The sequence below is a fragment of the Pseudarthrobacter sp. CC12 genome (genome assembly GCF_039907755.1).
Taxonomy (GTDB): domain Bacteria; phylum Actinomycetota; class Actinomycetes; order Actinomycetales; family Micrococcaceae; genus Arthrobacter; species Arthrobacter niigatensis.
Genome location: NZ_JARDJH010000040.1, coordinates 18,300 through 43,197, shown reverse-complemented (window position 1 = coordinate 43,197; position 24,898 = coordinate 18,300). Strand labels below are relative to the sequence as shown.

The following is a 24,898-nucleotide window of genomic DNA, read 5'->3' as shown; positions in this document are numbered from 1 at the left end:
CAACCAGGTGAGTCAGGGCCGGAGCTCTGCGACGGACCGGCAGCGCCCAACAGCCGGCCGCGCCAGCGGACGCCCATTCTGGTCTTGAAAACCAAAGAGCCGGCACCTAAGCGGTGCCGGCTCTTTGGTGTTCCTCGGACAAAGGAAACCCGGGGGCAGCGTCGTTGCTGCCTGGTGCTAGAAGTTGTGGTGTTCCTGGGCGTGGGCGGTGTCGATCGGGCCCGTTTTTTCGCCGGCTGTGAGCAGCTGCAGTTCGATGATGTCTTCGGCCAGGCTGGCGTCAGCAGCTGGCTGGTCGTCCTCAGTCAGGATGTATTCGGTTCCCACAGTTGCGCCCTCCCGCTGTAATGGTTGTGCCCACTGTAGCCCGGGATCCTGCATGTTCACTGGGGGCGGGGCTCCGCCCGCGTCAGCGTCATCGGCGGCCGGGGGAGCGCAGCGGAGGAGGCCGCCCCGCCACCGGAAAGGCCGGGCCGGATACCTCAAGGGCGATCCGTCCCGGCCTCCGGGGTGTTAGATCAGGCGGCGCTTGTAGGACTTGTCAGCGTCCAGGGCGACGTCGGCGACGTTTCCGCGGTTGATCAGTTCCCCCAGCAGCACCGCGAGGCGGAAATCGGAAACGTCCTCAGCGGCGAGCTTCAGGTAGCGGTCGGCCTGACTTCCGTGGCCCTTGAGCCATTCCAGCCAGCCCATCAGGGTCAGCATGGGGGCGCGTTGCCCTGCCGGGACAACTTTCATCAGCTCGAACGCGACAGCCTCAGCCCGGTCCACGCGGTCCCAGTCGGGACGGGCGGTGAACTTGCCGGTCAACACGTCCCCGAAACTGCCGTTGTGGGTGGTGATGGTGTCCCGGAACAGATAGTCACGGAGGTGCCGCTGCTGGAATGCCGCCGCCAGCGCGCGTGCGGTCTCGGTGTCAGGCATTCCATCTGCGTCTAGGACCGCCTCCCACGTCGCGCACGCCATTTCGAGATCCTCGAAGGTCCCCTCCGGTGCTTCCACCGGAAGCGCCCACCTGCCCAGCAACGCTGGGTTGTACACGTCGATGTCCGTCGCCGAACCGAAGTAGGTCAGCGTGACGTTGGCGTTGCTGTCCCTGATGGTGTCGAGCGGGTTTTTTTCTTCCGTACCGTAGGTTGCCCAGTGGGCGCTGGTGACCAGCAGGACCGTGCGGACGGGCATCCGTGCCATGGCCAGCTCACTGCTGAGTGCGAGCACGTGAGCAGCGTAGGGGAAGCCGTAGGCCGGTTTCTCGTCGGTGTAAACGATCACGAAGCTGCCCGTTGCCTTGTCGTCGTTAGCGGCGTAGGTCGCCATCATTTGGGCGTAGTCCAGTGGTGCGGACTCGGCCGGTGCGTCCATGCGGAGGGTTGCTCCAAGGGTGCCGAAGCGTGACGTCAGCACGACAAACGACTCCTTGGGCTGGGTGCCCAGCAGGTGCGGGACGGCGGCGATCAGGTCAGCGGAACCGGTGATGGTCAGTTTTTCAGTCATTGGTGGTGTTCCTTCTTGTCCGAGAAGTGGGGTGGGTGGGGCGGCTTAGGTGACCGGCCAGCTCCCCTGCTCCCCCCGCGTTGTTTTTTGGTTGCTGGCAAGCTTGCTTGCTCGGCGGCCGACGGAGGCTTGTCTACCCGCAGGGCAAGGCGTGGGAAATTCCCGCAGGAGATAAGCGACGAAGGAGCGCCTGCGGGAAATTCCTGCGCCGCAGGCCCCGGTGGAGCTTGCGGAACCGGGGCTAGACAGGCTGGAGCGGACGCCTAGAATCCGCAGGACAGCAACAAAAAACGCTTGTAAACAACCAGGTGAGTCAGGGCCGGAGCTCTGCGACGGACCGGCAGCGCCCAACAGCCGGCCGCGCCAGCGGACGCCCATCAACTGGTTGAAGCGCAGCGCAGACCAGTGCGAGCCCTGCGAGCATGCCTTTCCCCTGGCCACCGGATCTGCCCCGGCCGGCCACTCCCCCATGGCTTGCCGCCAGCACAGGTGATCCGTCCGGGGCTGTTGGCGGGAACGGCGGTCCGCTGCCGGCGACCACCAACCCGAGCCAGCCACCGGCGGCGGACCGCCCGCGCGCTTTGGCGACGGTTAGGCAGCAATGAGGGGGACTCGCTTACTCATTTGAGTATTTGAGTAAGTGAGTCCGCCGCGGGGTTTAGTGCATTGTGGGCCGGTGCTCCGGGGAGAACAGGACGGCGACGAGTTCGTTGTGCCAGTCCAGCGCGGCGTACTGCCGGGTCACGTCCAGCAGGCCAGGGTCAACGCGGGCGTCGTTGACCACTGCTTCTGCCATGCCGCGGACGTGCGCTGCGAGGTCTTTCGCGGCGGCCGCGCTGTAGGTGACGGGAGATTTTTCAACAAGGGCGGCGAGGGTTTCGAGGAACACAACGGTCTGGGCGGTGTTTTCGGTGATGCGGTTGTTTTCGGTCATGATTCTTTCCGTTGGTGAAGATGGCGGTGCAGGGCCCTTGCCGGGCGGGTTTCCGCCCGGCAAGGGTTTCAACGGTTAGGCGGCGTTGACGGCGTAGGGCATGCGGTACCGGCTGGGCAGTTCGGCGGCGGCTTCGGGCAGGTCGTCCGGGCCGTGGGCCTGTCCGTTCTTCCAGTGGAAGAACGCCTGTTCGCTGATCGCGTCCCAGAACTTGGCCTTGGTCCGGTAGTACGTGCAGGTCACGTCGCCTTCGCAGTACGTGGCCATGCCAAACAGGTTGCCGATGGCGTCGGCGGTGCGGATTCCGGCGACCATGACGTAGGGCCACTGGCCCAGGTCCCAGCCATCGTGCCCCCAGCTGGGGATCACGGCCCAGCCGTGTTCGCCGATGAGTTCCATCCAGTCGTAGCCACCGTTCATGTGGTAATCCCCGAGGACGGTCACGCCCTCGATGGTCTCGCCGGTGTCGGCTGTGGTCACGGTCTTGGTGCTGATTGCGTTCATTTGGTGGTGTTCCTTCTTGTCCGAGAAGTGGGGTGAGTGGGGCGGCTTAGGTGACCGGCCAGCTCCCCGGTTCCCCCGCGTTGTTTTTTGGTTGCTGGCAAGCTTGCTTGCTCGGCGGCCGACGGAGGCCTGTCTACCCGCAGGGCAAGGCGTGGGAAATTCCCGCAGGAGATAAGCGACGAAGGAGCGCCTGCGGGAAATTCCTGCGCCGCAGGCCCCGGTGGAGCTTGCGGAACCGGGGCTAGACAGGCTGGAGCGGACGCCTAGAATCCGCAGGACAGCAACAAAAAACGCTTGTAAACAACCAGGTGATGACGGGCAGGAGCTCTGCGACGGACCGGCAGCGCCCAACAGCCGGCCGCGCCAGCGGACGCCCACAACTGGTTGAAGCGCAGCGCAAACCAGGCTTCGCGGCCGTAAACTTGTACTGCCCCCGTCATCGGCCGTTCCCCCCAGTTGGCCGGTGACGGTAGGGCCTGAAACTCCCACGTAAGCCAGTCGATGTGGCATGCTCGAAGGCGTAAGCAGCAGGATGTTTACACAGCGGAGGGCCGGCATTCCTTGGAATGCCGGCCCTCCGTCTTGGTCAAAAGGTCTGGCCGGTGTTGATACGGTGGAAGGGTCCCGCCAGGGCAGGCCGTTCCCCCAATGCGGCCCACCTTGGCGGGACACTTATTCGTTAATGAAGGGGTAATCCGTGGGTTTGAGGAGTTTGTTCGGCAGACGCCAGACGGGTACCGATAAGGCTGCGACTCCGCTCGTAGTGAGCGAGCCGGCGGCGGAAGAGCCGCTAACCCCTGAGGAGCTGTCAGAGCTGCAGGAGGCATGGGCAGAATTCGCCGAAGCGGCTAAAGGCTCCGGCGTGAACAGCGTTCACGCCTGTACCCGTAACGGCAAGCCCTGGCAAAAAGACCCCGCGGCCGTGCGCAATATGGCGGCCTTGCTGCGCCGCGTACGGGATGAGGACACAACACCCGGCACCGAACCGGCCACGTAGGGCCGGGCCGGCCCTGCTAGGGGGCGGCCCAGCCTGCGCCGGGCCTAGGTTTCCTGGTCCTTCCGGACCTTGGAGATGGCGCGGTACGCGGTGATGGAAGCGCCCAGCGCTGCCAGCGAGAGCACGAAATTCACGATCGTCAGTGGTTCCATGAGGGTTTCCTTATCGTTGAGTAGAACCTAGGCTAAGAAGGAGCCGGTGGCCGCAACCATTCACGGTCACGACCACCGGTTTGAGTAGCTACACCTTCCTAGCTGTACGCTTACGCTTCCGAGTGACCGCTCGGGAGCGTTTGCCCTTTAAGAGCGCGTTCCGCGTGGAAAGCAGAGCGATGACCGCTGTCGCCAGGCTCACGACCGAAGTCGCGAGCTTGATCAGTTCGTCGATGCTCATGTAGCCACCTCCTTCCTGCCCCGCCGTGCGAGGCCCCACTGGTCCAGCCGGTCGAGGGTGGGCCGTCAACCCCGAAGAGCGGACGGGCAGGTCCGCGAAATAAGGGAGCGCAGCGACCGCGTGGACCTGAACGGGAGCGTGGGTTGACGGGTCGGGCCCCCGGACGGCTACGATCAGTGGCCTTGTACGGAGAACAACCCAGCCACATGTAAGGCAAAAACAACGCTTTTACAGGCCGGAGCAAAGCGGAGGACCGCTTTGGCTGTGACAGGTTTATATGGCCCCGGCAGGACGGTTATTTCCGGCCCCACTTCATGACTCGCCGGGCACCTGTGGCGGTTATTTGTGGCCCCACCTTCAACGTTGGATTCATCACTGGATGGATGCGGCGGAAGGCTGGTCTGGATGGAGTCGAGAGTGGAGTTGTTCGCGCGGATTCGAAGGGACGCCCGGGTTGAGGGCCTGTCGGTTCGTGCGTTGGCGGTCCGGTACGGGGTTCACAGGCGAACGGTAAGGCAGGCACTGGATTCAGCTGCCCCTCCGGAGCGTAAACAGAGACAAGGCGTGTCCTGGAGGCTGGAGCCCTTCAAGGGCGCGATCGATGCGATGCTGACCGAGGACACGACGGCGCCGCGGAAGCAGCGCCATACTGCACGCAGGATTTTGGCCCGGCTCATAGAAGAGCACGGAGCGCAGGAGCTGTCGTATTCGACGGTCCGTGATTACGTAAGGGTCCGTCCGGCCCAAATTGATGTGGAGGCCGGCCGCCGCGTTGAGGTGTTCGTTCCTCAGGAACACGCTCCGGGTGCTGAGGCTGAGGTGGACTTCGGCGAGGTCTATGTCGTGCTGAACGGGGTGAAGACGAAGTGCCACATGTTCATCTTCCGGCTATCGCATTCGGGCAGAGCCATCCACCGGATCTACCCGACCCAGGCCCAGGAAGCCTTTCTCGAGGGCCACGTCGAGGCCTTCAACGTTCTGGGCGGCATCCCGACCAAACACATCCGCTAGGACAATCTCAGCAGTGCTGTCACCGCTGTGGTGTTCGGGCAAGGCCGGCAGCGCCAGGAGAACGACAGATGGGTGTTGTTCCGTTCCCACTACGGCTTCGACCCCTTCTATTGCCAGCCCGGCATCGCCGGGGCCCACGAAAAGGGCGGCGTTGAAGGTGAGGTGGGCTGGTTCCGCCGCAACAGACTCTCGCCCACGCCAGTCACTGAATCCCTGGACGAGCTCAACGACCGCATCCGCGGATGGGAAGCCCAGGACGATCGCCGGCGAATCAATGACAGGATCCGCACCATCGGTCAGGACTTCGAGATCGAACGGCCGCTCCTGGCCCCGCTGCCAGCCGAGGAATTCGATCCGGTCTGGTGCTGAACCCGAGGGTCGATAGGTCCTCGATGATCACGGTCAGGATGGTGAAGTACTCCGTCCCGGCCCGCTTCATCGGCCGAAGGGTCAGGGTCTCATTGCGGGCGTCCGAGGTCGTGGTGTTCGACGGCCGCACCGTGGTCGCCAGGCATCAGCGGCTCGCCGCCCGGTCCGGTCAGTCAGTCCAGCTCGATCACTATCTCGAAGTCCTCAAAACCAAGCCCGGCGCCCTTCCAGGCTCCACCGCTTTGGCCCGGGCGCGGCAGTCCGGGACGTTCAGCAGCGCGCACGAGGCATTCTGGGCCGCCTCCCGCCGGGTCAACGGCGACGCCGACGGGACCCGTGAACTCATCGACGTCCTGCTCCTCCACCGGTCCATGGACGCCGAAGACATCCACGCAGGCATCACCGCGGCCCTCGTAGTGGGTGCGGTCAGCGCCGACGTCGTTGCGGTCGAAGCACGCAGACACGCTACGGCATCTTGCCGGGGTGGGGCCAGGTCCGGCCGTCATCCCGGTGCTCATGCTGAAGAGAAGGTGCAACGGGTTGTCAGTCTCACCCAGCGCCGCCTCATGGACCCCGTCGCCGTCATCGCCGGGCTGCCACCTGATAGCCGGCCCCTGCCATCGGTCCGCGCCTATGACGAGCTGCTGGCCAAACGCTCCCAACACCCCGCAGGAACCGCGTCAAAGGAGAACATCTCATGAGCCCCACCGCACCGGCGACCACCATCACCCCGACCCTGCGCCGGCGCCGCGGCCTGACCGAACAGGCAGCAGTTGCCGCCGTGGACCAGGCCTGCCGCCGGCTGCGCCTGCCCACCATCCGGGCAGTCCTCGATGAAGCCCTCGCCGTCGCGAGGAAGGAACAACTCTCCTACCAAGGCTTCCTGGCCGAACTGCAGCTGGCCGAGTGCGACGACAGGGACCGGCGCTCCTCGATCCGGCGCGTGAAAGCCGCGAACCTTCCCCGGGACAAGTGGCTCGGGGACTTCGACTTCGACGCGAACCCGAACATCAATTCCGCCACCATCCACACCCTGGCCACCGGAGAATGGATCCGCAAAGGACAACCCCTCTGCCTGATTGGGGACTCCGGAACCGGCAAATCCCACCTGCTCATCGGACTCGGCACCGCCGCCGCGGAGAAGGGCTACCGAGTCAAATACACCCTCGCCACCCGACTCGTGAACGAACTCATCGAAGCCGCAGACGAGAAGGTCCTGGCCAAGACCATAGCCCGCTACGGCCGCGTGGACCTGCTCTGCATCGACGAGCTTGGCTACATGGAACTTGACCGTCGAGGCGCCGAACTCCTCTTCCAGGTCCTCAGCGACCGTGAGGAGAAAAACTCCATCGCCATCGCCTCCAACGAGTCATTCTCCGGCTGGACCAAAACCTTCACCGACCCGCGCCTCTGCGCCGCCATCGTGGACCGGCTCACCTTCAACGGCACCATCATCGAAACCGGCACCGACTCCTATCGCCTGGCCCATGGCATCGCGCGTAGAAGTTCGGAACAGGTGAACAACCCCGCTGCAGGAACCCAAGGTCCCCACGGAGGTGAATCCGACCTCATGCCACGGGCGCCGGCAGGCACTCGGTGACTCCCCTCGAAACTTTCCCCAAAAGTAACCGATACGGCATCCGCGTGGGGTAGTTTGATCGCTATGTTGACCGGATTCAAGAATTTCATCATGAAGGGCAACGTCGTAGACCTTGCCGTCGCCGTCGTGATTGGTGCCGCCTTTGGCGCCGTAGTCACGGCCCTAGTCCAAAGCGTTCTCATGCCGTTCATCGCGGCCTTGGTCGGATCTCCGAACTTCGATAGCTTCGCCGTCGTGACCCTCAACGGAAACGACATCAAATTCGGTGTCCTGCTCACAGCAATTGTTAACTTCGTGCTCGTGGCGGCAGCCATTTACTTCGTCATCGTCGTGCCCATGAACCACATGATCGAGCGCCGCAACCGGCGCCTCGGCATCAACCCGGACGTCAAGGAAGAAGCGGCCGAAGACCCCCAGATTGCCCTGCTCACGGAAATCCGGGATTCCCTACGGCAAGACCGCAGGCCCTAATCAAGCCGGCGGACCCAAACCCACCAAAATCCGCTTTCAGGGCTAAACCGCCGCCCAATCGCTTCGGCACGCTCACGTTCCACAGACCGACGCTGCGATAGCGTGTCTCCCAGCGGCGCAGGGATAAATCCCGGCGTTCGTGCAGCCGCAGGCTGGCTGGGCTTGTTTTCCGTCATCGATGAAAGGACATGAAAATGGCTGTTTCGATTGAATTGGGCAAGGCATTGGACAACGCCTACGAGAACTCGACTCTGGACGAGGTCCTTTCGGCCCCGCCCTCGGCTCTTGCCGGACTGACCGAAAAGCACGACGAACTGCTTGCCGGTATGGGAATCAAAACCATCCGCGATCTGGGAAGCAACAAATACTTCGCTACGGCAGGGGTACTGGTCGCACTCTCCGGCAAGGTCGGGTAGTGGGTCTGGACTGTTAGCGCGTCTCACTGAAAAGGTCCGGCCCGGCGCACGCCAGGTCGGACCTTTTCCATTCCAGAATGGATTTCTCCCACTCAAGAGATCTGACATGCTAGCAACGACGGCGCCCCGACTCCATACCCCCGACCGGCATCTGCCGTTCCCCCGGGCGATACAGGAACCCTTAGCCAACCGGTGCGAAAACCGTCCCGCGAGCCCGAGACCCACAACAACGTTCCGTGAACCTGGGGCCACTTTCAATCGCCCCTCTGGGGCCAAAAATACTTGACACAATCACCGCTTCCTGGGGGGAGCGCAGCGGAGCACAGGGCGTTGGGGAACGGGTTGTGCCCACTGGGGTCAGGTGGAGCCCTCCGCACAGCTCAGGCAGGGCGGTTTCCAACGATCGTCGCAACAGGTTCAGCTTGAAGGTATCAGAGTCCCCCTTTTACCCGTCGCGATAATGACCAAATAGACAAGGGCCGGGACGCAACGCCACATTCGGAGCGGAGCGCGGGAGGTCCGCTGCCGGTAATCCCCGAACTCGGTGGCTGGGCAGCGGTCGACGACACGATTTCCCCCGTCCGAGCCCGTTCTTTGCGCTCGTGGGTGTCATTCCGTGGCGGTCGGGAGCAGAATGACGTTTAGGGGATTCCTGTTCGAACCTCTCGTCGTGACCGAGGACGGTATGCCATGAAAACTGGAAAGTTTGGGACTCCGCTGTTCTTGGTAGCTCTTCTGGCTGGGCTGGCTGGGTGCGGCTCTAGCGGTGGCTCGCCGGCCCCGACATCAGCGGCAACCAGCACTGCCTCCGCCTCCTCAAGCATGCCGATGGGGTCAGATTCCCCGGCGCCCTCCACAACCAAAGGAATGCCGGAGTCCGCGGTGACAGCCATCACCATCAAGGACTTCGCCTACGGGAATCCGGTCACAGTGTCCCCTGGCGCTACGGTGACAGTGACCAACCAGGACAGCGCGGCCCATACCGTAACCGCTGACCAAGGGCAGGCTTTCGACGCCAAGGTCAAAGGCGACGGAGGCACGGCCACCTTTACGGCCCCGACGCAGCCAGGCACCTATGCCTTCCACTGCACCTATCACCCGAATATGCACGGGACACTGACGGTCAAATAAGCCTCCGAGCCCATTAGGTTGTTGTCCCGGAGAAAGAGGCCGAGGTGCTGTGGGAGTGGCTCTGCACCGGACCGCTCCCTGTTGGCTGGACCCGCTATGGCATGGAGGCAAAAAGGCTCCGGCAGTCTTGTCGCGTCCGGGCACCCGGAGCCTCCGGTAGACCTGAGGCGCTGCGGGGCCCCTCGTATCAGGATCCGGTTTTCTTCGACGGATGACTACGACAGAGCGGGCCGGGTAGGCCTTCGTCTCGGCCGAGCAGTCTTCGGCCGGATCTTTTGGGCTACCGAAGGATGCCGTGAAGGGTCTCCGGATGTTGAAAATTCGGATTCCCTAAAAGCATGCAAACGCATATATCGGCGTTAAATGTGTGGAAGAATCGAGAAATCGAAGGGGAGTAGCTCCCACAGTCCGTGCTTTTCCCGGACGTTGCGGTACGTCGACATACTGGCGGTCATGGTGACTGCCCGGCGTGCCACCCCGATATCTCTCGGGGCGAGCGAGACCTTCGGCCCATCCTGTGGCCGGAGTCTCTTGCCTTCTCGATTCCGGTCGCCCTACGACCGAAGGACACCCATGCCCGCTCCGCTGCTGCGCAGGATCATCATCCTGCTCGCGATCGCCGCACCGGCCATCGTCTTCCGTATCACCGGGTTTGCGCCCAACCCCGTCCTTGACCTCGTGGTCTTCGGCGCAGCTGTGGTCGCTGCGTCGTTCATGCTTGCCTGGGCGGCCGAGTCCGCCCAGAAAGACATTTCGGGGGCACTCGCCATCGCCATCCTGGCGCTGATCGCCGTGCTTCCTGAGTACGCGGTCGACCTGTACTACGCCTTCCGATCCGGCTCCGATCCGGCCTATGAGCAGTTCGCGGCTGCGAACATGACCGGATCCAACCGGCTGCTGCTCGGGTTCGGTTGGCCGCTGATCGTTCTCGTTGCCCTCTACGTCGCCCGTCGTTTGGCGAAAGCACGCGGGGAAAAAGGTAAGCAGCTGCCGCGGATGCTGCAGCTGCCCGGAAGCAGCCGCCTGGACATTGGTGTGTTGGCCATCGTTGCCGTCCTCGCGTTCGTCATCCCGATCATGGGGCAGATCGCCATGTGGGTCGGCATCAGTCTGATCCTGATTTTCGTCGCGTACCTGTGGCGGGCCAGCTGGGTCCCGGACGAGGGCGAAGAGGAGTTCGTCGGCATGGCCGCTCACATCGCCGCGATGCCACAGACACGCCGCCGCATCACGTTTGTGGGTATGTTTGTCGTCTCCGCGGCGATCATCCTGACCGCTGCTGAGCCTTTCGCGACCTCCCTGGTCGATTCGGGCGGAGCGCTCGGTATTGATAGTTACTTCCTGGTGCAGTGGCTGGCCCCGCTGGCCTCCGAGGCCCCCGAGTTCATTATTGCCGTGCTCTTCGCCCTGCGCGGAATGGGCGCGGCCGCCATCGGAACGCTGATCGCGTCCAAGATCAACCAATGGACCTTACTCGTCGGGTCCCTGCCCGTCGCCCACTTCTTCGGCGGCGGCGGCACAGACCTTGCCCTGGATCCGCGGCAGGTTGAGGAGTTCGTGCTCACGGCCAGTCAGACACTGATGGGTGTGGCGATCATCATCGCCCTGCGCTTCCACCGATGGTCCGCCGTCGCCCTCGCCGGGTTATTCGCGGTGCAGTTCTTCGTCACGGACGCAACCGGCCGGTACGTACTCAGCGGCGTCCACATCGTCATCGCCGTCGCCCTGCTCGTCGTGCACCGCCGCGCCATCCTCCCGGCAATCTCCGCCCCGTTCCGGCCCAGCGTGCCCGAACCGGTCGAACGTGAGGAAGCACGCGTCTAGTTCGGTCGCACCGAACCAGGTTCGCGGTAGCCGTCGCGAGCCCCACAAAGTGGTCCGGCTTTCCGTCCTTGGGAAGCCGGACCACGGTCGTGCCCGAAAGAGCCAGCACAGGCGAACCTCGAACCTCAAATTCGGCAGCCCGAAAAGTATCCACCCAGACTGAAAATGCGGAAGACTGTCTCCACAGAGGGCGGAATTGTTCCCTTCGTCCGCCCGGGGACGACGTAGCGGCACGCTGACATGCGGTTCCACAGGGCCTGCCTGGTGCACCGCCTGGCCTTAGCCAGCGAGACGTCCGTTCAAACGCCCCTCTGGCCGGGCTCCCCGGACTGCTGGGTCCGGCCGAAGACCTGCCTTGAGGATGACTATGACCAACTTCAAGAACACAAATACGAGGGATGATTCCCACGGCGGTAGCCCCTCGGATCTTCGCCGCTGGCGCCAGTATCTGGCCGACGAACGGGCCGAAGCCGCTGTTTACCGCGACCTGGCGGGCCGCCGTTCCGGGGAGGAACGGGAAATACTTTTGGCTTTGGCCGAGGCCGAGACCCGGCACGAACAGCACTGGCTGAAGATGCTCGGCGACAACGTCGGCAAACCACGCCGCGGAGGCCTCAGGACCCGGTTCGTTGGCTTCCTCGCCCGCCACTTCGGATCCGTGTTCGTCCTGGCCCTGGCCCAACGTGCCGAAGCACGGTCGCCATACGCCCGCGATGTGCACGCCACAGCCGCCATGGCCGCAGACGAACAGATCCACGAGGAAATTGTCCGCGCACTCGCCACACGGGGACGAAACAGGCTCTCCGGGTCTTTCCGCGCCGCCGTCTTCGGTGCTAACGACGGACTCGTCAGTAACCTCTCCCTCGTCATGGGCATTAGCGCCAGCGGCGCGCCCAACTCGGTGGTCCTCCTCAGCGGCGTAGCCGGTCTCCTCGCTGGCGCCTTGTCCATGGGCGCCGGGGAGTACGTCTCCGTCCGCTCCCAGCGCGAACTCCTCGAAGCCTCCACCCCCAACGAGGACGCACAGGCACGACTCCCGCACCTGAACGCCGGCGCAAACGAACTTGCCCTCCTGTACCGGGCGCGGGGCATGAGCCCGGAAGAGGCGAACGCGAAGGCCGCCGAGAGCTTGCAGAACCCGCCCGAGACGCCAATCGCGGTACCCGCGGGACATGACAAACACGAAGCAGTAGGCACCGGACTCGGTGCGGCAACGTCGAGCTTCCTGTTCTTCGGCTCGGGAGCGATCCTGCCTGTACTCCCCTACCTCTTCGGGTTGCAGGGAATCACCGCCCTGATCATCGCCAGCATCATTGTTGGTCTGGCCTTGCTCACTACCGGCGCTATAGTCGCGCTACTCTCCGGAGGGGCCCCATTGAAGATGGCACTGCGCCAGCTCGCCATCGGCTACGGCGCAGCAGCCGTCACATACCTGCTCGGAATGCTGTTTGGAACCAGCGCCGCGTAATACCGCCCGGCAGCGCCGGCACAGCCGTCGGGCCCAGGCGGCCCTTGACCCGCTTCCCACTAACGAGCTCATGGGGAGATCACCGTCGGTGGCCTGCTCCGACCGGGAGCCTCGAAACAGGGCGTGCTGAGTGAAGCAACATGCAGGTCGGATCGTTTCCCAACCGGGGAATGACGCATTAGTCTAATAAGTGCACATGTAAGCACGTATTGATGTATCCGTGATAGTTCCGAGGAGTCGTTTTGATTGAAGTCCTGGCCGTTCCGGCCTACCGAAAGCTCTTTTCGGCCCAGGTTGTGGCCCTGCTGGGCACCGGGCTACTGACGGTGGCGCTGGGCCTGCTGGCCTTTGATCTGGCCGGCGGTCAGGCCGGTGCCGTTCTGGGTACGGCACTGACGATCAAGATGCTCGCGTATGTGTTCGTTGCCCCGCTGATGGCGGCGCTCGTGGAGCGGCTGCCGAAAAAGGCGGTGCTGGTTGGGGCGGACCTGATCCGTGCCGGTATTGCACTGATGCTGCCGATGGTGGACCAGGCGTGGCAGATCTATGTCCTGGTTTTCTTGCTGCAGAGCGCCTCGGCTACGTTCACCCCGGCGTTCCAGTCTCTGATCCCGGTGATCCTCCCTGATGAACGCCAGTACACCCGCGCCCTTTCCCTCTCGCGTCTGGCCTACGACCTGGAGTCGCTGGTCAGCCCCGCACTGGCCGCAGCGCTGCTGACCGTCTTGTCCTTCCATGATCTGTTCCTCGGGACCGTGGTCGGGTTCCTGTTCTCCGCGGCGCTCGTGGTCACGACCAGGCTTCCTGCGGCGCCGCAGGTGCGGCAGGAAGGGACGCTGTGGCACCGGACCACTCTGGGCACGCGGATCTTTGCCCGCAACCCTGAGCTGCGGGCCCTGATGGCCCTGAATCTTGCCGTCGCGGCCGCGACCGCCCTGGTGCTGGTGAACACCGTCGTCTACGCCCGGGACATGTTCGGAGGTTCCAACGCCGACGTCGCGGTCGCCCTGGCCTGTTTCGGTGCCGGGTCGATGCTCGTCGCGCTGACCGCACCCAAGATCCTGGACCGGGTGCCGGACCGGGTCTTCATGCGTGCCGGCGCCGTGTTGCTTTCCGCCGGCCTGGCCGGGGCTTTCGCCCTGCTGGCCGCGCCGGGAACCTGGCCGGTGCTGCTGGGCCTGTGGGTGGTCCTCGGCGCCGGGACCTCGATGATCAACACCCCCTCGGCGCGCCTCCTGCGCCGGGCGGCAACAGACAGCACCCGGTCCTACATCTTCACCGCCCAGTTCTCCCTCTCCCACGCCTGCTTCATCATCACCTACCCAGTCGCCGGCTGGATCGGCGCCGCCGCCGGCCAACCCGTGGCCGCCGCCGTGCTGGCCATCGTGGCTACCATCAGTACACTTGCGGCGTTCCGATTCTGGCCCGCAGGATCCAGGACCGGCCCCGTGCCGGAGACCATGAAAGGCTGAACCGGTGGAAAACGTACAGCCCACCCCGGCCGCCAGCCTCCACCACCCCGACGCACCGGATTCCCGCCGGCTGGACGCGGCTACCGCCACGTTCCGGATGCTCTCGGACCCCACCCGGCTGCACCTGCTCTGGCTCCTGGCCCAGGAACCCTCCGACGTCGGCACCCTGGTAGAGCAGACCGGAGCCTCACGCACCTCGGTCAGCCAACACCTGGCCAAGCTGCGCTTCAGCGGGCTGGTCACCACGCAGAAGCACAGTCGCCACGTCATCTACCGCCTTACGGACGGGCACCTGACCCGCCTCGTCATGGAAGGCCTGAACCACGCCGACCACACAGTCACCGGCGAACCCGCCCACGACTGACACACTTCTTCAGCAATGCAACCTTTCAGGCGGAGCGGTTTCCGGGCGGCTCGCCGCGCACCCACCTCTCGACGACGGAAACAACGGAACCATGAAACAAGCCAATAGCCACCCCCGCGACCGCGAAACGACGGCAGGGATTGCGGGCCCTAACGAAGCCACTGAGGACGCTGCCCGGGTAAGCATCCACAGCACTAGAACGGTCATGTCCGTTGCCTGCTGACCGCCGCAGACCCAGACCCGTCGATCACTCAAACCTTGCGCAAGCCGGGACGGCCGGCCAACCTACCGGCCTCCTCAGGGCCGACATACCCGGACACGGTCACTTCTTCCTCACCGCCGCGGCAGTGGAAATGGTGGCCGTCTTCGGAGGAACGTTGCATTGCTTTCAAGGCGACGGAGGATGCCGGAAACAGGGCCTGTATTTCTCGCGGACCCCACCGCGTAAACCGCTCTGGTGCGAACTCGGCCCCGCCCTCCCAAATACCTCGGGAAACGACCGCCGGGGAGCAGAGACAGCACTGGCGGTAAGTGTTAGCCACGACCTCGCGCCGAAGTTGAACGCCGCAGTTCTGGACTTCGGGACGTACATCAAGATGCAGCGTTTCGTGTGGCTGTCCCTACCCGCAGTTAAAGGACCTCAATGCAGCTGCCTCCGCTCAACCGGAGCCCCGGCCGGCAAACGCTCCCCCTGCCTCGATGACGAAGGCGTTGGCCTGACCGATCTCTAAAGACGGCAGGGTCCGTGGTAATACAAGATCCGCCCTGGGGAACCCTAAAACCAGAAGTGGTGTCAACGACTTCATGACGATTTGTTTGCACGGTCAGAAGGGCTCTCATCCGTGACCTGCTGGAGAGCTCTTCAATGACTCCAGCTATCCGCAGCGGGGGTCAATTTGGGTTATCCACGGCTGAAATTGGGAGCCCCTGGGTTAGCTCCCTTGCAGTCGTAGCGGTGGATAACCCGTGAGGATTGTCCCCGGTTGTGGGCAGCGGCGCCGCCGCCGCACCCTGAAGCGCCGCCGCGTGAAGCGCAGCAAACCGGTCATTTGCACTGTCCCAGTTGAGGACGGCTCGTGGCCGTCCGTTGATTTCATCAGCGGCGAACCGGACTTCAGCTTGTTCTACCGTGCTGAGGTCTGCACCCTTCCGGAAGTACTGGCGGAGCAGTCCGTTGGCATTCTCGTTCGATGCACGTTGCCAGGGGCTGGCCGGATCACAGAAGTACACGAGCGTCCCCAGCGCCGCGGTGACTTCGGCGTGCTTGGCCATCTCGGATCCGCGGTCCCACGTCAAGGTCCTCCGCAGCGTGGCCGGCAGGAGCCCCAGGGCTTCAATGAGTTGGTCACGCATGTTGTCGGATCTGGTCCCTGGGCGGAGCGCGAAGGCGACGAGGAGACGGGATGAGCGTTCTACCAGCGTCACTATCGCTGATTTGTTCCCTTTCCCCATGATGAGGTCGCCTTCCCAATGGCCGGCTTCTTCCCTGGTAGCGATGTGGGCTGGGCGGTCAGCGATCTTCAGAGCATCGGCCATGTACTGGCGTGGCTTTACCTTGGTCCTGATCCGCGGCCGCCTGCTGAACTTACCCGATCGCAGCAGCCGGGCAGACCCGGTTGGAACGGGGCGGATGCTCAAATGATAGAGCGCACGGTAGATCGTTTCATGCGCCAAATGCCGATGCTTTTCTCCTGGAAACCTTTGCTTCAAGGCCCGGCAGACCTGCTGAGGGCTCCACCGCTTCGATAGGCACTCCACAACGTAGTGCCGCAACTCGTCATCACCGGCAAGCTTGGCCAGTCTTGGCCTGGGTCGTCTCTTTTGTGCCATTTTCTGGGCGCGGAACGGATGGTAGCGACGGGAGTCGGGGCGATTCCGAGCCAACTCCCTGCTGATCGTGGCCGGCGACCGCCCAAGATCACGAGCAATGGATCGGAGACTCGCCCGAACCAGCAACCGGTCGGCAATGAAGATCCGTTCGTCCTCTGACAAATAGCGGTTGGATACAGCTGCCGCAGGAATGGCCTTTCGAGGTCGAGGGTCCAAGCCCTGCTGCACCAAGCCCTCAACCCCGTTGCGTCCATTCAACCAACGAAGGCCGGTGTTGGGGTTGATCCCGAGAATCCTGCATGCTGCCCGGTTGGAGTGCCCTTCTTTCATGAGCTGAACATACAAGGGCCTCTTCTCGACCAAGCCCGGAGGCCCCATTTTCCTCGATCGGCGCGTCGAACTGCGCATGAAACAACACCACTTTCAGTAGGTGTTGCGACGATCGTTGGAAACCGCCCTGTCCCCATTGGCGTGCAACCCGTTCTTTGTCGTACCCCTTGCCGCAATGAAACCTGCGGCTCGAGCCTGGAACACGAGTTCGGCGTCTGGCTCCACACCCAGCGCTACAAAGCCCTTCGGGGGTGAACTGGCCCCAGCCAAACTGGCTGCCCTGAATGCCCCCGTCCCGGGCTGACTGTCAGGGCGGACCCGGGACCGAACCCCTGAGCCCATCCGGGCTCGATCCAGCCCGGCGGGGCTGGATCGTCGTGAAGCGCGACTTCAGATACGGCAGGTACAGCTGGCGGCGACGGCGCTTTCACCGCTTGACCCCCATCTGAAGGTCCCGCCTCACAACTCCTCGAAGCCGGACTGGTCGAACTTGAGGGTGCGGGCGTTCTCTGAGACGGTGCGGACCTTACCCTCGTCGAAACCGGTCATGTCGGTGGCTTCGATCTCGATACGGACGACAAGGTTGGTGTCCTCATCACCGCGGAGGTGGGCGAGGACTTCTTCGGCGATGTTCTTGAAGTCCATCGCGGTCTTGTCAGCATTGAGCGTCTTGACGCCGTAGAAACGGGTCTTGGCCTTCGGGAAGGCGGCATCGACGCGGGGCTTCGGCGGAGCGGCGGGCTGGTCGACAGTAGGCTGGTTACTGGTGTCCGTAATTGCCTGGGCCTCAACATCCCTCTGTTCGGCAGCGACGTCGGGACGCACGAGCAGCAGCGAGTCCGTAGCAAGAGGGGCGGCCCCCTTGTCCTGCGGTGTCCACAAACCGACATAACGACCAGCGGTCTCGTCGTAGGCAGTTGCCAGAGCGAAGGCATCGGTCTGCCAAATCATTGGCATGTCAAAAATGCCTTCGTCGAGCACTCGGCGGTCACGTAAACGTGGCATGTAGGGGTACTGGCTGTAGAGGGCCCACAATGCGCCGAGTGAAACGTGTCCGTCCTTCCAGATCTGCGGCACCTTGCTGATAGCGAGTCGGATCGTGGACGCTGCCTGCCGGGTGGAAAGGTCACCGTCATTCCCGAGTCGGCGTGACACGCGGTCTGCGAGGGAGTCGGACTGCCCTTCAACCTTGGTCTCACGGAGCACGAACGGCGCCCCGGCGTTAGGCTGTGCCGGGACTAGTGCCCAAGTGAATGTCTGCAGCAATCGGGAAGTGACCGTCTGGTCAGCCTGTGCTTTCCGCTGAGCAGCTTGGTTCTTTTGGTTCTGCGTAAGGTCAAGGTCGGCTTCGTTAGCCAATACGTGACTCCAGCCGAGAAAGTCTCGGGTGGCACTATTAAGTTCCTCCAGCCGAGCCTCATCGGCGGCAAGGTAGACCAGCGTGTTGCGGTGATTCCTGTTGGCACTTCCGCGTTGCTCGGTGGCTTTCTGCGCGAAGTCCTTGGCAGCCGAGTCCACACCGCGCTTATGTGCAACCTTGGGGTGGAGGATGACCAATCGCGCCTCGTCCGTGTCGGGGATGTCACCGTTGGTCTCAGGGCAGACGTGAACTCCGGCGAAGTCGCCGCGGGTGCGAGCTTGCCCTTGGAGGCGTTTGATGATCTCCGCCCATACGTCTTCCTTGTGCAGCCGCTCGGCCTGGTCCTTCGCGGTCCGGGTGATGTTGGGCTGGAGATCATACCAATACTTGCCTGAGCCGGAGTAGAAGTACGTCGCCCGGTCGCCGAGCTGGGTGAGGGCGGCGTGGAAGTTGCCGGGCACGTCCCCAGGGACTGCGGTACCGAGGAAAACGCGCTGCGTGCCTGTCCCCTTGTGGACCGAACCCGGTGCGATAGTCGGCGCTGCGCTGAAGAAGACGGTGCGAGCGAGCCGCTTGGTCAGCGCCCGCTGCCCGAAGAGGGGTTTCTCAGAATCGATCCGTGCTGGTTCAGAGTTTGGTCCGTCAACGTCCGCGTCGATGATCGTCTTCCATGAGTCCTGGAGGTATTGCGTCAGCTCGGCATTCACGTTTGCGGTCGCCAGCGGGATCGAGCCAGGCATGATGAGCGGTGAGGCGTCCTCGCCGATCCACAGCGCATGAATGACGGTACTCATCAGCCGCAGCACTCCACGGGTGCGCTGAAAACGTTCGAGAGACGACCACTCTTCATAGAGGGTGTCGAACATCTCGGGATGGATAGGGTACGTTCGCTTGATCCGGTCCTCGTAGTTCACGTCGCGGACTTCGCGTGGGAATTCGTCGGTGTACTTCCGGTACATCTCGACATAGGCCTTCGCCGTCGCGCCGATCGAAGCTAGTCCGGCGGCGTCGGCCTCCTTGAACAAGCGCTGCTTGACGATGTTGTACGCCTCATCCGAAGAGGCCGGACGCCATTGGTCGGCCACACGGCGTACGACGTTCTGGAGTCGCTTGAGCGCTTCTAAGCCGTTGGCGCCGCCCACCTCCTCGGCGTTTCCGATGGCGATCATGTCGCCGCTGGCTCCGCTCTCTGATGCGGGGATGGAAACCGCCAGTAGGATGCCGGGAGTTCCCTTGCTTGCCTCGGTTAATGACTGTGCAAAGGTGAACTGGTCGTCGAAGGTACCCCCTGCCAGGTCGTCGCGGCCTACGAGCGAGCGAGCGTAGGCGACCCATTCGTCTATCAGGATGACAGCAGGCGCGTATTCCGTCAGTAGCGCGTGCAGAGCTTCGCCGGGGTGGGTTCTGTCCGCGTCGGCCTTGGCAACCAGGGCGAACGCTTGCTGTCCGCCGAGCTGCCATGCCAGCTCGCCCCAAATCGTGTTGACCTGCGTGCCGTCATCCTTGGTGACGCCGGACGGGCTGAAGTGGTTTCCCACGATTGCTACGCGATTTACCCTGGTACCGGTGTAGCCGTTGGCGGTCAGCAGCTCCTGGGTTTCCTGGGGGAACTCCCCGATCGGGATCCCGGCTGCGACATGCCACAGCGAGAGCATCGAATGTGTCTTGCCACCACCAAAGTTGGTCTGGAGGTTAATAACGGGTGAGGTATTCTCATCCCCTGAAAAGCGCCGGACAGCCCGACCTATCAGGTCGCGAAGTCCCTCGGTGAGATAGGTGCGTTTGAAGAACTCCACTGGATCGGCGTAGTCCGAGTCAACTTCGCCGCCGGTCGCGACCTTGTAGAGGTCGGCTGCAAACTCCGAGGCGTGGAAGTTTCCGGTCGCAACGTCGTCGTGCGGTTGGAGTACTTCGCGCCAAGGCTTCAATCCAGATGCCTCCGGATTGTTCACCGCGGCCCTGAGGAACTTCTTGTCGTCCTTGTCGGCAGTCACCCTGCGCAGGTTCAGCCGGATACTTCGAACCTCTTCCGCCTCTGCTGCCGCACCAACTAGCATGAGGAGCCGCTCGCCAGTGTCGAGCGAACGGTAGGCGTCATCGTCGCTGAAGGTGCCGTTGTGTGCCCAGTTGTTGCGGACTTCTCGCAATTCGATCGCGAAAGACTCTCCCGCTTTGCCCAACGCTTGGTTGAACGGATACCAGCCTTGTTGGTAGCCGCCCGTGATGTTACCTTCGGTGAGCATACGGAACTGGACTTGGGGGTCAAGTGGATCGTAGACCCTCCCAGAGGGCACGTTGTTCTTCAGATCCTTGCCCTGGACGAGCTTGGTCCACTCCGCTCCCATAGCCTGATCGGCCTGACCAATCACGACCGAGATGAAGCTGTCCAGCGCCGGAGCCATCACTTGGAACATCCGATCAATACGGTCCCTGTTACTCAGTGCCATATCAGTTCAGCTCCCACTCATCAACGAGCTTCTTAGTCAGCTCGGCATGCCGTTTCCCCACCACGGCTGGTGTCCACTCCTGGTAGTTAAGCACCTGGGTCGTCAGGGCGAAGATCGCCGCGCCCTTGCTGCTGGTGAAGTACTTTGACTTCTTGACAGCGAATTCGTAGTTCTGGGCTTCGCTGTTCTTCGTGCGGTTAAGCAGGAGGAGGTTACCAAGCCGGTGGGTCCAGTAGGCACGTTCATCCTCCGTGAAGTCGTTTACCCACTGACTCTCGTCTTTGGGTTTCTGCGGGAGGACGTGCTCGACCGTGATGATCTTATGCGCATAGGAGGCGCCAGGGTTTGCAGCGATAATCGAGTCGAGTCGCAGCAGAACGTACTTGCGGACGGGGTTTACGAGGTAGATCTCGCCAGCAATGCGCTCTCGGGTGTCCATCTTCTCTTCGTCAGTCAGCTCAAACGCGGCGGCATTCACGCCGTCTCCGTCGTCAAGCTGCTTTAGAAGCTCGAGATAGCGGCCAACTCGGGGGGTGGTGTAGACGCGGCGTACCAGGAAGCTAGCGGCAAGGCGCTCTAACCTCCCGAGGAAGGTGTCGAGGAAGACAGGGTCGTCCTTGTGGTTCTTCAACGCCCAGAGCGCTGCCGGACGCCAGTCGTCATTATCGAGCTGAACAAGGCGCTTGAGCCACGCATTGACGTTGTCCCACTGGCCGCCCGCATCGAAGTCTTGATTGATCAGGCGCTGATCGGCAAGCGCATACGGCTCTAAAAGATTATCAATGAAGCCCCTGCCGTTCGTGGGCAAATAGCTTTTCAGCACCTGCTCAGGGAACTCAACTAACATGCCCCGTACAGCCCGTGTCTTGGACACAATCATCCGAAGGTAGAGGAAGAGGTCTCCGAACTCTGCTCGACCGAGTTCCTCCTCCAAGTCTTCCCACAGGTCCGCATAGCCGGCTCGGTCACCCTCGGCAAGCGCGCCGATGACCTGCGACTTGAAGATGTCAGGTGGCGTGAGCGGGAGGCCACGCGAGTTCATGACGCTGAAGATGCGATAGGCGCTGTTGAGGTCGGGCGTGCTCACGACGACCAGGAAAGTTCTCGACGCCATCATCTTGAAGAGTCCGGTGCGGTCGTCCGTTGACAAGACAGAGAGGGCTTCGTGCAACGCCATGGTGTTATCACGTATCGATTTCTGCGCGTCGGTCTTCACCTGGTTGTCGCTCAGCCCGATCAAGTTGGAGATAGCCCCGTCCGTCTGGATGTGCTCACGGAAGAACTTCGCATCCCGCTCACGAAGCCGGAGCCGAGGCTTCGCCGGTCGCTCGTCCCACAGAACCTCGGGCTCTTGGACGAACTTCTGAATGTCTCCCCTGAGCGCAGCATTCGTAGCAAGATCGCGAAGAACTGCAAACAACATGGTTAGGGTGGTCAGGCGCTGCTGGCCGTCGATGACCTCCGCAGCCGGGACGCCCTTCTCTTTGACCAGTACAACGGAGCCCAGGAAGTACGGTTCGTCGGTGTCGCGGTCCAGCGATGCCCTGAGGTCATCTAGGAGCTGGAGCGCCTCGTCCTTCCCCCACGCATACGGACGCTGATAATCCGGGATCGTGAAGTCATACTCGGCAGTGAACAGCTTCCCCAGCTGCATCTCTCCGGCGTCAATCGGCTTGAGCTTCTGCTGGGTCATTCGTCGTCCTCAAAGGCAAAAGCACCTTGGGCGGCCAAAAGCTTCTTCGGCGCGCGGGCGACGTCTAGGATCTCGGGCCAACTAGTCACAAGACTATTGAAAGACAGGGCATCCTTGATCCAGCCATTGCCCTCCGCGACCCGGAACAGCAGGTGGGCCAGCTCCTTGACCAAGTCCGCATCAACCGCCGCGTCCGGCCTTCGCGAGGCCGCCTGGAGGAATTCGCCTGCCGGTGCGATGCCATCGCCCTCCAAAACCTTGATCAGATGGTGGAGCGCCTCCCAATTGCTGGTGTGGGAATCCTTGAGTATGTCGTAGTCCCGCCGAAGATTCTCTGGCTTGATTAACTGCACTTTCCCCCCTCTGCTCGTGAGGATCTCGTCGCGGTCCATCACGTCAACGCTTGTGTTTCGAGCTCGGGCAAGGCTGTCGGCGTCACCGAACTTCCCAACGCCGTAGCCATTCTGGCGATACCAAGCGATCGCCCAACGGCTCGTCGAGTCAAGATCGTTCTCCTGCTCATTCAGCACCTGGTCCAGAATCTCGTTGATTCGTCTGAGTGCCGACCTGACGGTCATTTTCTTCCCATCAGGCTCAAGGACGGCGCTGTAGCGACTGAACACTGCCATCCCCGGACCGATCGCTGCTTGCGGTAAATCCACGGGCGCGATCTGGCCCTGTTCCAATTTCCTGAGCGCGCTAGGCAACTCTGCCTCCAAGGCAGCAATGAATCCGCGACGATCGGTAGTCCCGAAGTCCTCGCTTCGCCGTCTACAGACGACCACGACCGAGGACGCGAGAGCGTTTCGTCCAAGCGCACGCAACCCGCCAGCCTGCTCAGTTCGCATCGGCCACGTTCCGTCGATCAACCAACCTGTGCGGATGAGGGCCTCCAGGACTGTTTCCCAACCAGTCGACGCAGTGCCATCGGCAGTCGCATCAGACTGTCGGAACGCATAGTAGACGGTCATTGGAACGTCTGGGTCGTGAGCATCACCAAGTCTGGAGAACACTTCCTCGAAGCCCTTCTCGAAGAATTCCTTTGCGGCCACCTTCCCACCCCAGCGAACGTGGTCTGCAACCAACTCCTCTGTCTTGGGCGAGAGGACCGTCGGAAATATGGGGAGTACATCACGCAACATCCGGCGATGCCACACCAGGAAGTAGTCCGAAAGGTCGGCATACGGGACGTTGTCATAGTAAGGAGGGTCAGTGCTTACGACTACCTGCGTGGTGAGCGAGAGGTTCTGCGCAGGCCCTTGGGTCACCGCTCCGCGACCCCGCGGGATGGCTGCAAGGGCCTTGACAAGGAAATCGATCTGTCCCGAGAAGCTACCCGATGCTCCAGCGAAGGGATTGGCTTCTGCATAGAACCAAGTCATGGAGTATGCCTGTCGGGAAAACACCTGCTGCACGTTGTCGCGAGTTGCATCCCAGATGCACAACGTGGACTGGCGGTTAGTGAGACGCCCAATCCCTAGGGCTAAGAGAATACGCATTGCCTCGGCGTAGGCTCGCGGTCCTTGGCCACCTTCGGAATACCGACGGTCATCGTCTGGAAGCCCTGCTGTGCGCGCCTCGCTTAGGATTAGTGCCTCTATGCCGTCGAGCTCCTCGACGAACGCGACGAGCATCGCCAACTGCCGGGGGGAGAAAAGATCCCTGAATCTGGTTAAGCCATATCGGGGAGGGGCCATGTATTGGCTGTGTGTGGACAAGTCTGCATCGAGGAACCCAACATCGACGGTGGGCACATCTGTCGCTGCTCGACGCTGAGCACCATCTGCAGCCACGAAGGAGCGCGCTCTCCCGTGCCTCACCTGGAGGGCGAGTAGGCGGGATGACATACGACCGGCCACACCTTCTTCTTTGACATAGTCCAAAGGGATAGCTGCGTCGCAGGCCGGGCACGTCGCTCCAGCTCGCTTCATCGTGCCGGCTGGTTCCCCTGTTTTCCCGTGGACAACTCGCACGTCGAACCCGTTGTCGTCCCCGTTGGAAATCGGGACAAAGTAGGTTTCCGACCCCTTCCTCCCACTAGCAGTCCAGGAGCCAACGAGTGGAACCTCCACGCCACACGCAGGATTCGGGCAGGTCACCGAACGTGCCCAGAAGTACACCAAGGGCTCACCACCGGAATTGTGTGTTGGGTAGAGGTGCCCGACCCGAGCACGAACGGCTTCCTCAAGCAGGCCAGCATAGTGGCGTAGGTCCTCCGATAGCACCTCGGAAGGCGAGCGTGGAACCACTCCAGAGAGCGGCACTGAGATGTCGAATCGATCAACAAGTTCAAGCATGACGGAGTTAATAAGGACGGGCAGTGGATTCAGGTCGTTCGCAAGCGCGTTCAGACCAAGCCGCTTCGCCTCAAGCGGAATGGTCCCACCGCCAGCGAAGGGGTCAAGAACTGTTGGTGCAACCCCGCCCGACGATCGCAGAATCTCCTTGCGCGCCTCAGCCAGCAATCGCTCATCAGCTGTGTTTTCCCACACGGTCAACCGCTCGATCAACTTGTGGAGCCGTTCGCGTTCTGCCCGCTGCGCAGCCTCCGTGGGAAACTCCTCAGGGTGTGACGAGGGGTCATCAACGAGTTGGGCGAACAGAACTGCACGAGCTGCGGCCAACGGTCGTCGCGCCCACCAGAGGTGCAGCGTCGACGGATGCCCATGGCGGATCGACTTCTCCCTCGCCGACTCCCGGTTAATCGCCTCTAGCGGCAGAGCCACCTCGATTAACTTCCGCTTCTGCACTAATCCTCAACCCTCTGAGTCCGCACGGACTCGATTAAAA

Annotated in this window: 17 protein-coding genes and 2 pseudogenes; 10 read left to right on the top strand and 9 right to left on the bottom strand. The window is 62.5% G+C overall.

Annotated features, from left to right (window positions below):
* Positions 1 to 177 precede the first annotated feature (177 nt).
* The 4 genes from PV772_RS19845 to PV772_RS19830 all read right to left on the bottom strand — a co-directional run bounded on the left by PV772_RS19845 (position 178) and on the right by PV772_RS19830 (position 2,932).
* Complete coding sequence (locus PV772_RS19845; RefSeq protein WP_347887312.1) at positions 178 to 327, bottom strand: hypothetical protein; 150 nt, start codon at positions 325 to 327, stop codon at positions 178 to 180.
* A 186-nt stretch (positions 328 to 513) separates the two neighbouring features.
* Positions 514 to 1,494 carry a DUF4192 family protein gene (locus PV772_RS19840; RefSeq protein WP_347887311.1) on the bottom strand — a complete coding sequence of 327 codons (981 nt, stop codon included), beginning with the start codon at positions 1,492 to 1,494 and terminating at the stop codon, positions 514 to 516.
* Between the two features lie 658 nt (positions 1,495 to 2,152).
* Positions 2,153 to 2,428 (bottom strand): hypothetical protein, encoded by a 276-nt coding sequence (locus tag PV772_RS19835; protein WP_347887310.1) that lies wholly within the window; start codon positions 2,426 to 2,428, stop codon positions 2,153 to 2,155.
* A 75-nt stretch (positions 2,429 to 2,503) separates the two neighbouring features.
* On the bottom strand, positions 2,504 to 2,932 hold the full coding sequence (locus PV772_RS19830) for a hypothetical protein (RefSeq protein ID WP_347887309.1): 429 nt from the start codon (positions 2,930 to 2,932) through the stop codon (positions 2,504 to 2,506).
* 763 nt (positions 2,933 to 3,695) lie between these two features.
* Between PV772_RS19830 and PV772_RS19825 the strand changes: the two genes are divergently transcribed.
* The gene (locus PV772_RS19825) at positions 3,696 to 3,929 is read left to right on the top strand and encodes a hypothetical protein (RefSeq protein ID WP_347887308.1); all 234 of its coding nucleotides are present in this window, start codon (positions 3,696 to 3,698) and stop codon (positions 3,927 to 3,929) included.
* Positions 3,930 to 4,169: 240 nt separating this feature from the next.
* On the opposite strand, the gene PV772_RS19820 is transcribed toward PV772_RS19825, so the two are convergent.
* The gene (locus PV772_RS19820) at positions 4,170 to 4,322 is read right to left on the bottom strand and encodes a hypothetical protein (protein WP_347887307.1); all 153 of its coding nucleotides are present in this window, start codon (positions 4,320 to 4,322) and stop codon (positions 4,170 to 4,172) included.
* Between the two features lie 405 nt (positions 4,323 to 4,727).
* On the opposite strand from PV772_RS19820, the pseudogene istA reads away from it, so the two are divergent.
* The 9 genes and pseudogenes from istA (at position 4,728) to PV772_RS19775 (ending at position 14,448) form a co-directional block, all read left to right on the top strand.
* Positions 4,728 to 6,403: pseudogene (gene istA / locus PV772_RS19815) on the top strand (IS21 family transposase).
* A pseudogene (gene istB / locus PV772_RS19810) lies at positions 6,400 to 7,191 on the top strand (IS21-like element helper ATPase IstB); the annotation flags it as partial. The pseudogenes istA and istB, both read left to right, overlap by 4 nt.
* A gap of 174 nt (positions 7,192 to 7,365) precedes the next feature.
* Positions 7,366 to 7,773 carry a large conductance mechanosensitive channel protein MscL gene (mscL, locus tag PV772_RS19805; RefSeq protein WP_284976239.1) on the top strand — a complete coding sequence of 136 codons (408 nt, stop codon included), beginning with the start codon at positions 7,366 to 7,368 and terminating at the stop codon, positions 7,771 to 7,773.
* 194 nt (positions 7,774 to 7,967) lie between these two features.
* Positions 7,968 to 8,189, top strand: coding sequence for a hypothetical protein (locus PV772_RS19800; RefSeq protein ID WP_330193862.1), 222 nt, complete (start codon positions 7,968 to 7,970; stop codon positions 8,187 to 8,189).
* An 882-nt stretch (positions 8,190 to 9,071) separates the two neighbouring features.
* Positions 9,072 to 9,320 carry a cupredoxin domain-containing protein gene (locus tag PV772_RS19795; RefSeq protein ID WP_347887306.1) on the top strand — a complete coding sequence of 83 codons (249 nt, stop codon included), beginning with the start codon at positions 9,072 to 9,074 and terminating at the stop codon, positions 9,318 to 9,320.
* 573 nt (positions 9,321 to 9,893) lie between these two features.
* On the top strand, positions 9,894 to 11,144 hold the full coding sequence (locus PV772_RS19790; protein ID WP_347887305.1) for a sodium:proton exchanger: 1,251 nt from the start codon (positions 9,894 to 9,896) through the stop codon (positions 11,142 to 11,144).
* A 367-nt stretch (positions 11,145 to 11,511) separates the two neighbouring features.
* Positions 11,512 to 12,612, top strand: coding sequence for a VIT1/CCC1 transporter family protein (locus PV772_RS19785; protein WP_347887304.1), 1,101 nt, complete (start codon positions 11,512 to 11,514; stop codon positions 12,610 to 12,612).
* A gap of 242 nt (positions 12,613 to 12,854) precedes the next feature.
* Entirely contained in the window at positions 12,855 to 14,084 is a 1,230-nt protein-coding gene (locus tag PV772_RS19780; protein ID WP_347887303.1) for an MFS transporter, read from the top strand.
* A gap of 4 nt (positions 14,085 to 14,088) precedes the next feature.
* Entirely contained in the window at positions 14,089 to 14,448 is a 360-nt protein-coding gene (locus PV772_RS19775; RefSeq protein ID WP_347887302.1) for a metalloregulator ArsR/SmtB family transcription factor, read from the top strand.
* An 891-nt stretch (positions 14,449 to 15,339) separates the two neighbouring features.
* On the opposite strand, the gene PV772_RS19770 is transcribed toward PV772_RS19775, so the two are convergent.
* The 4 genes from PV772_RS19770 to PV772_RS19755 all read right to left on the bottom strand — a co-directional run bounded on the left by PV772_RS19770 (position 15,340) and on the right by PV772_RS19755 (position 24,858).
* Positions 15,340 to 16,608: an IS30 family transposase gene (locus PV772_RS19770; RefSeq protein ID WP_347887301.1), complete on the bottom strand. Its 1,269-nt coding sequence runs from the start codon at positions 16,606 to 16,608 to the stop codon at positions 15,340 to 15,342.
* Positions 16,609 to 17,067: 459 nt separating this feature from the next.
* Positions 17,068 to 20,415 (bottom strand): Swt1 family HEPN domain-containing protein, encoded by a 3,348-nt coding sequence (locus PV772_RS19765; RefSeq protein ID WP_347887300.1) that lies wholly within the window; start codon positions 20,413 to 20,415, stop codon positions 17,068 to 17,070.
* Between the two features lies 1 nt (position 20,416).
* Positions 20,417 to 22,108 carry a DUF262 domain-containing HNH endonuclease family protein gene (locus tag PV772_RS19760; RefSeq protein WP_347887299.1) on the bottom strand — a complete coding sequence of 564 codons (1,692 nt, stop codon included), beginning with the start codon at positions 22,106 to 22,108 and terminating at the stop codon, positions 20,417 to 20,419.
* A complete protein-coding gene (locus PV772_RS19755) occupies positions 22,105 to 24,858 on the bottom strand; it encodes a DUF1156 domain-containing protein (RefSeq protein WP_347887298.1) in 2,754 nt (917 codons plus the stop codon). Before PV772_RS19755 ends, PV772_RS19760 begins: the two co-directional genes overlap by 4 nt.
* Positions 24,859 to 24,898: the final 40 nt, after the last annotated feature.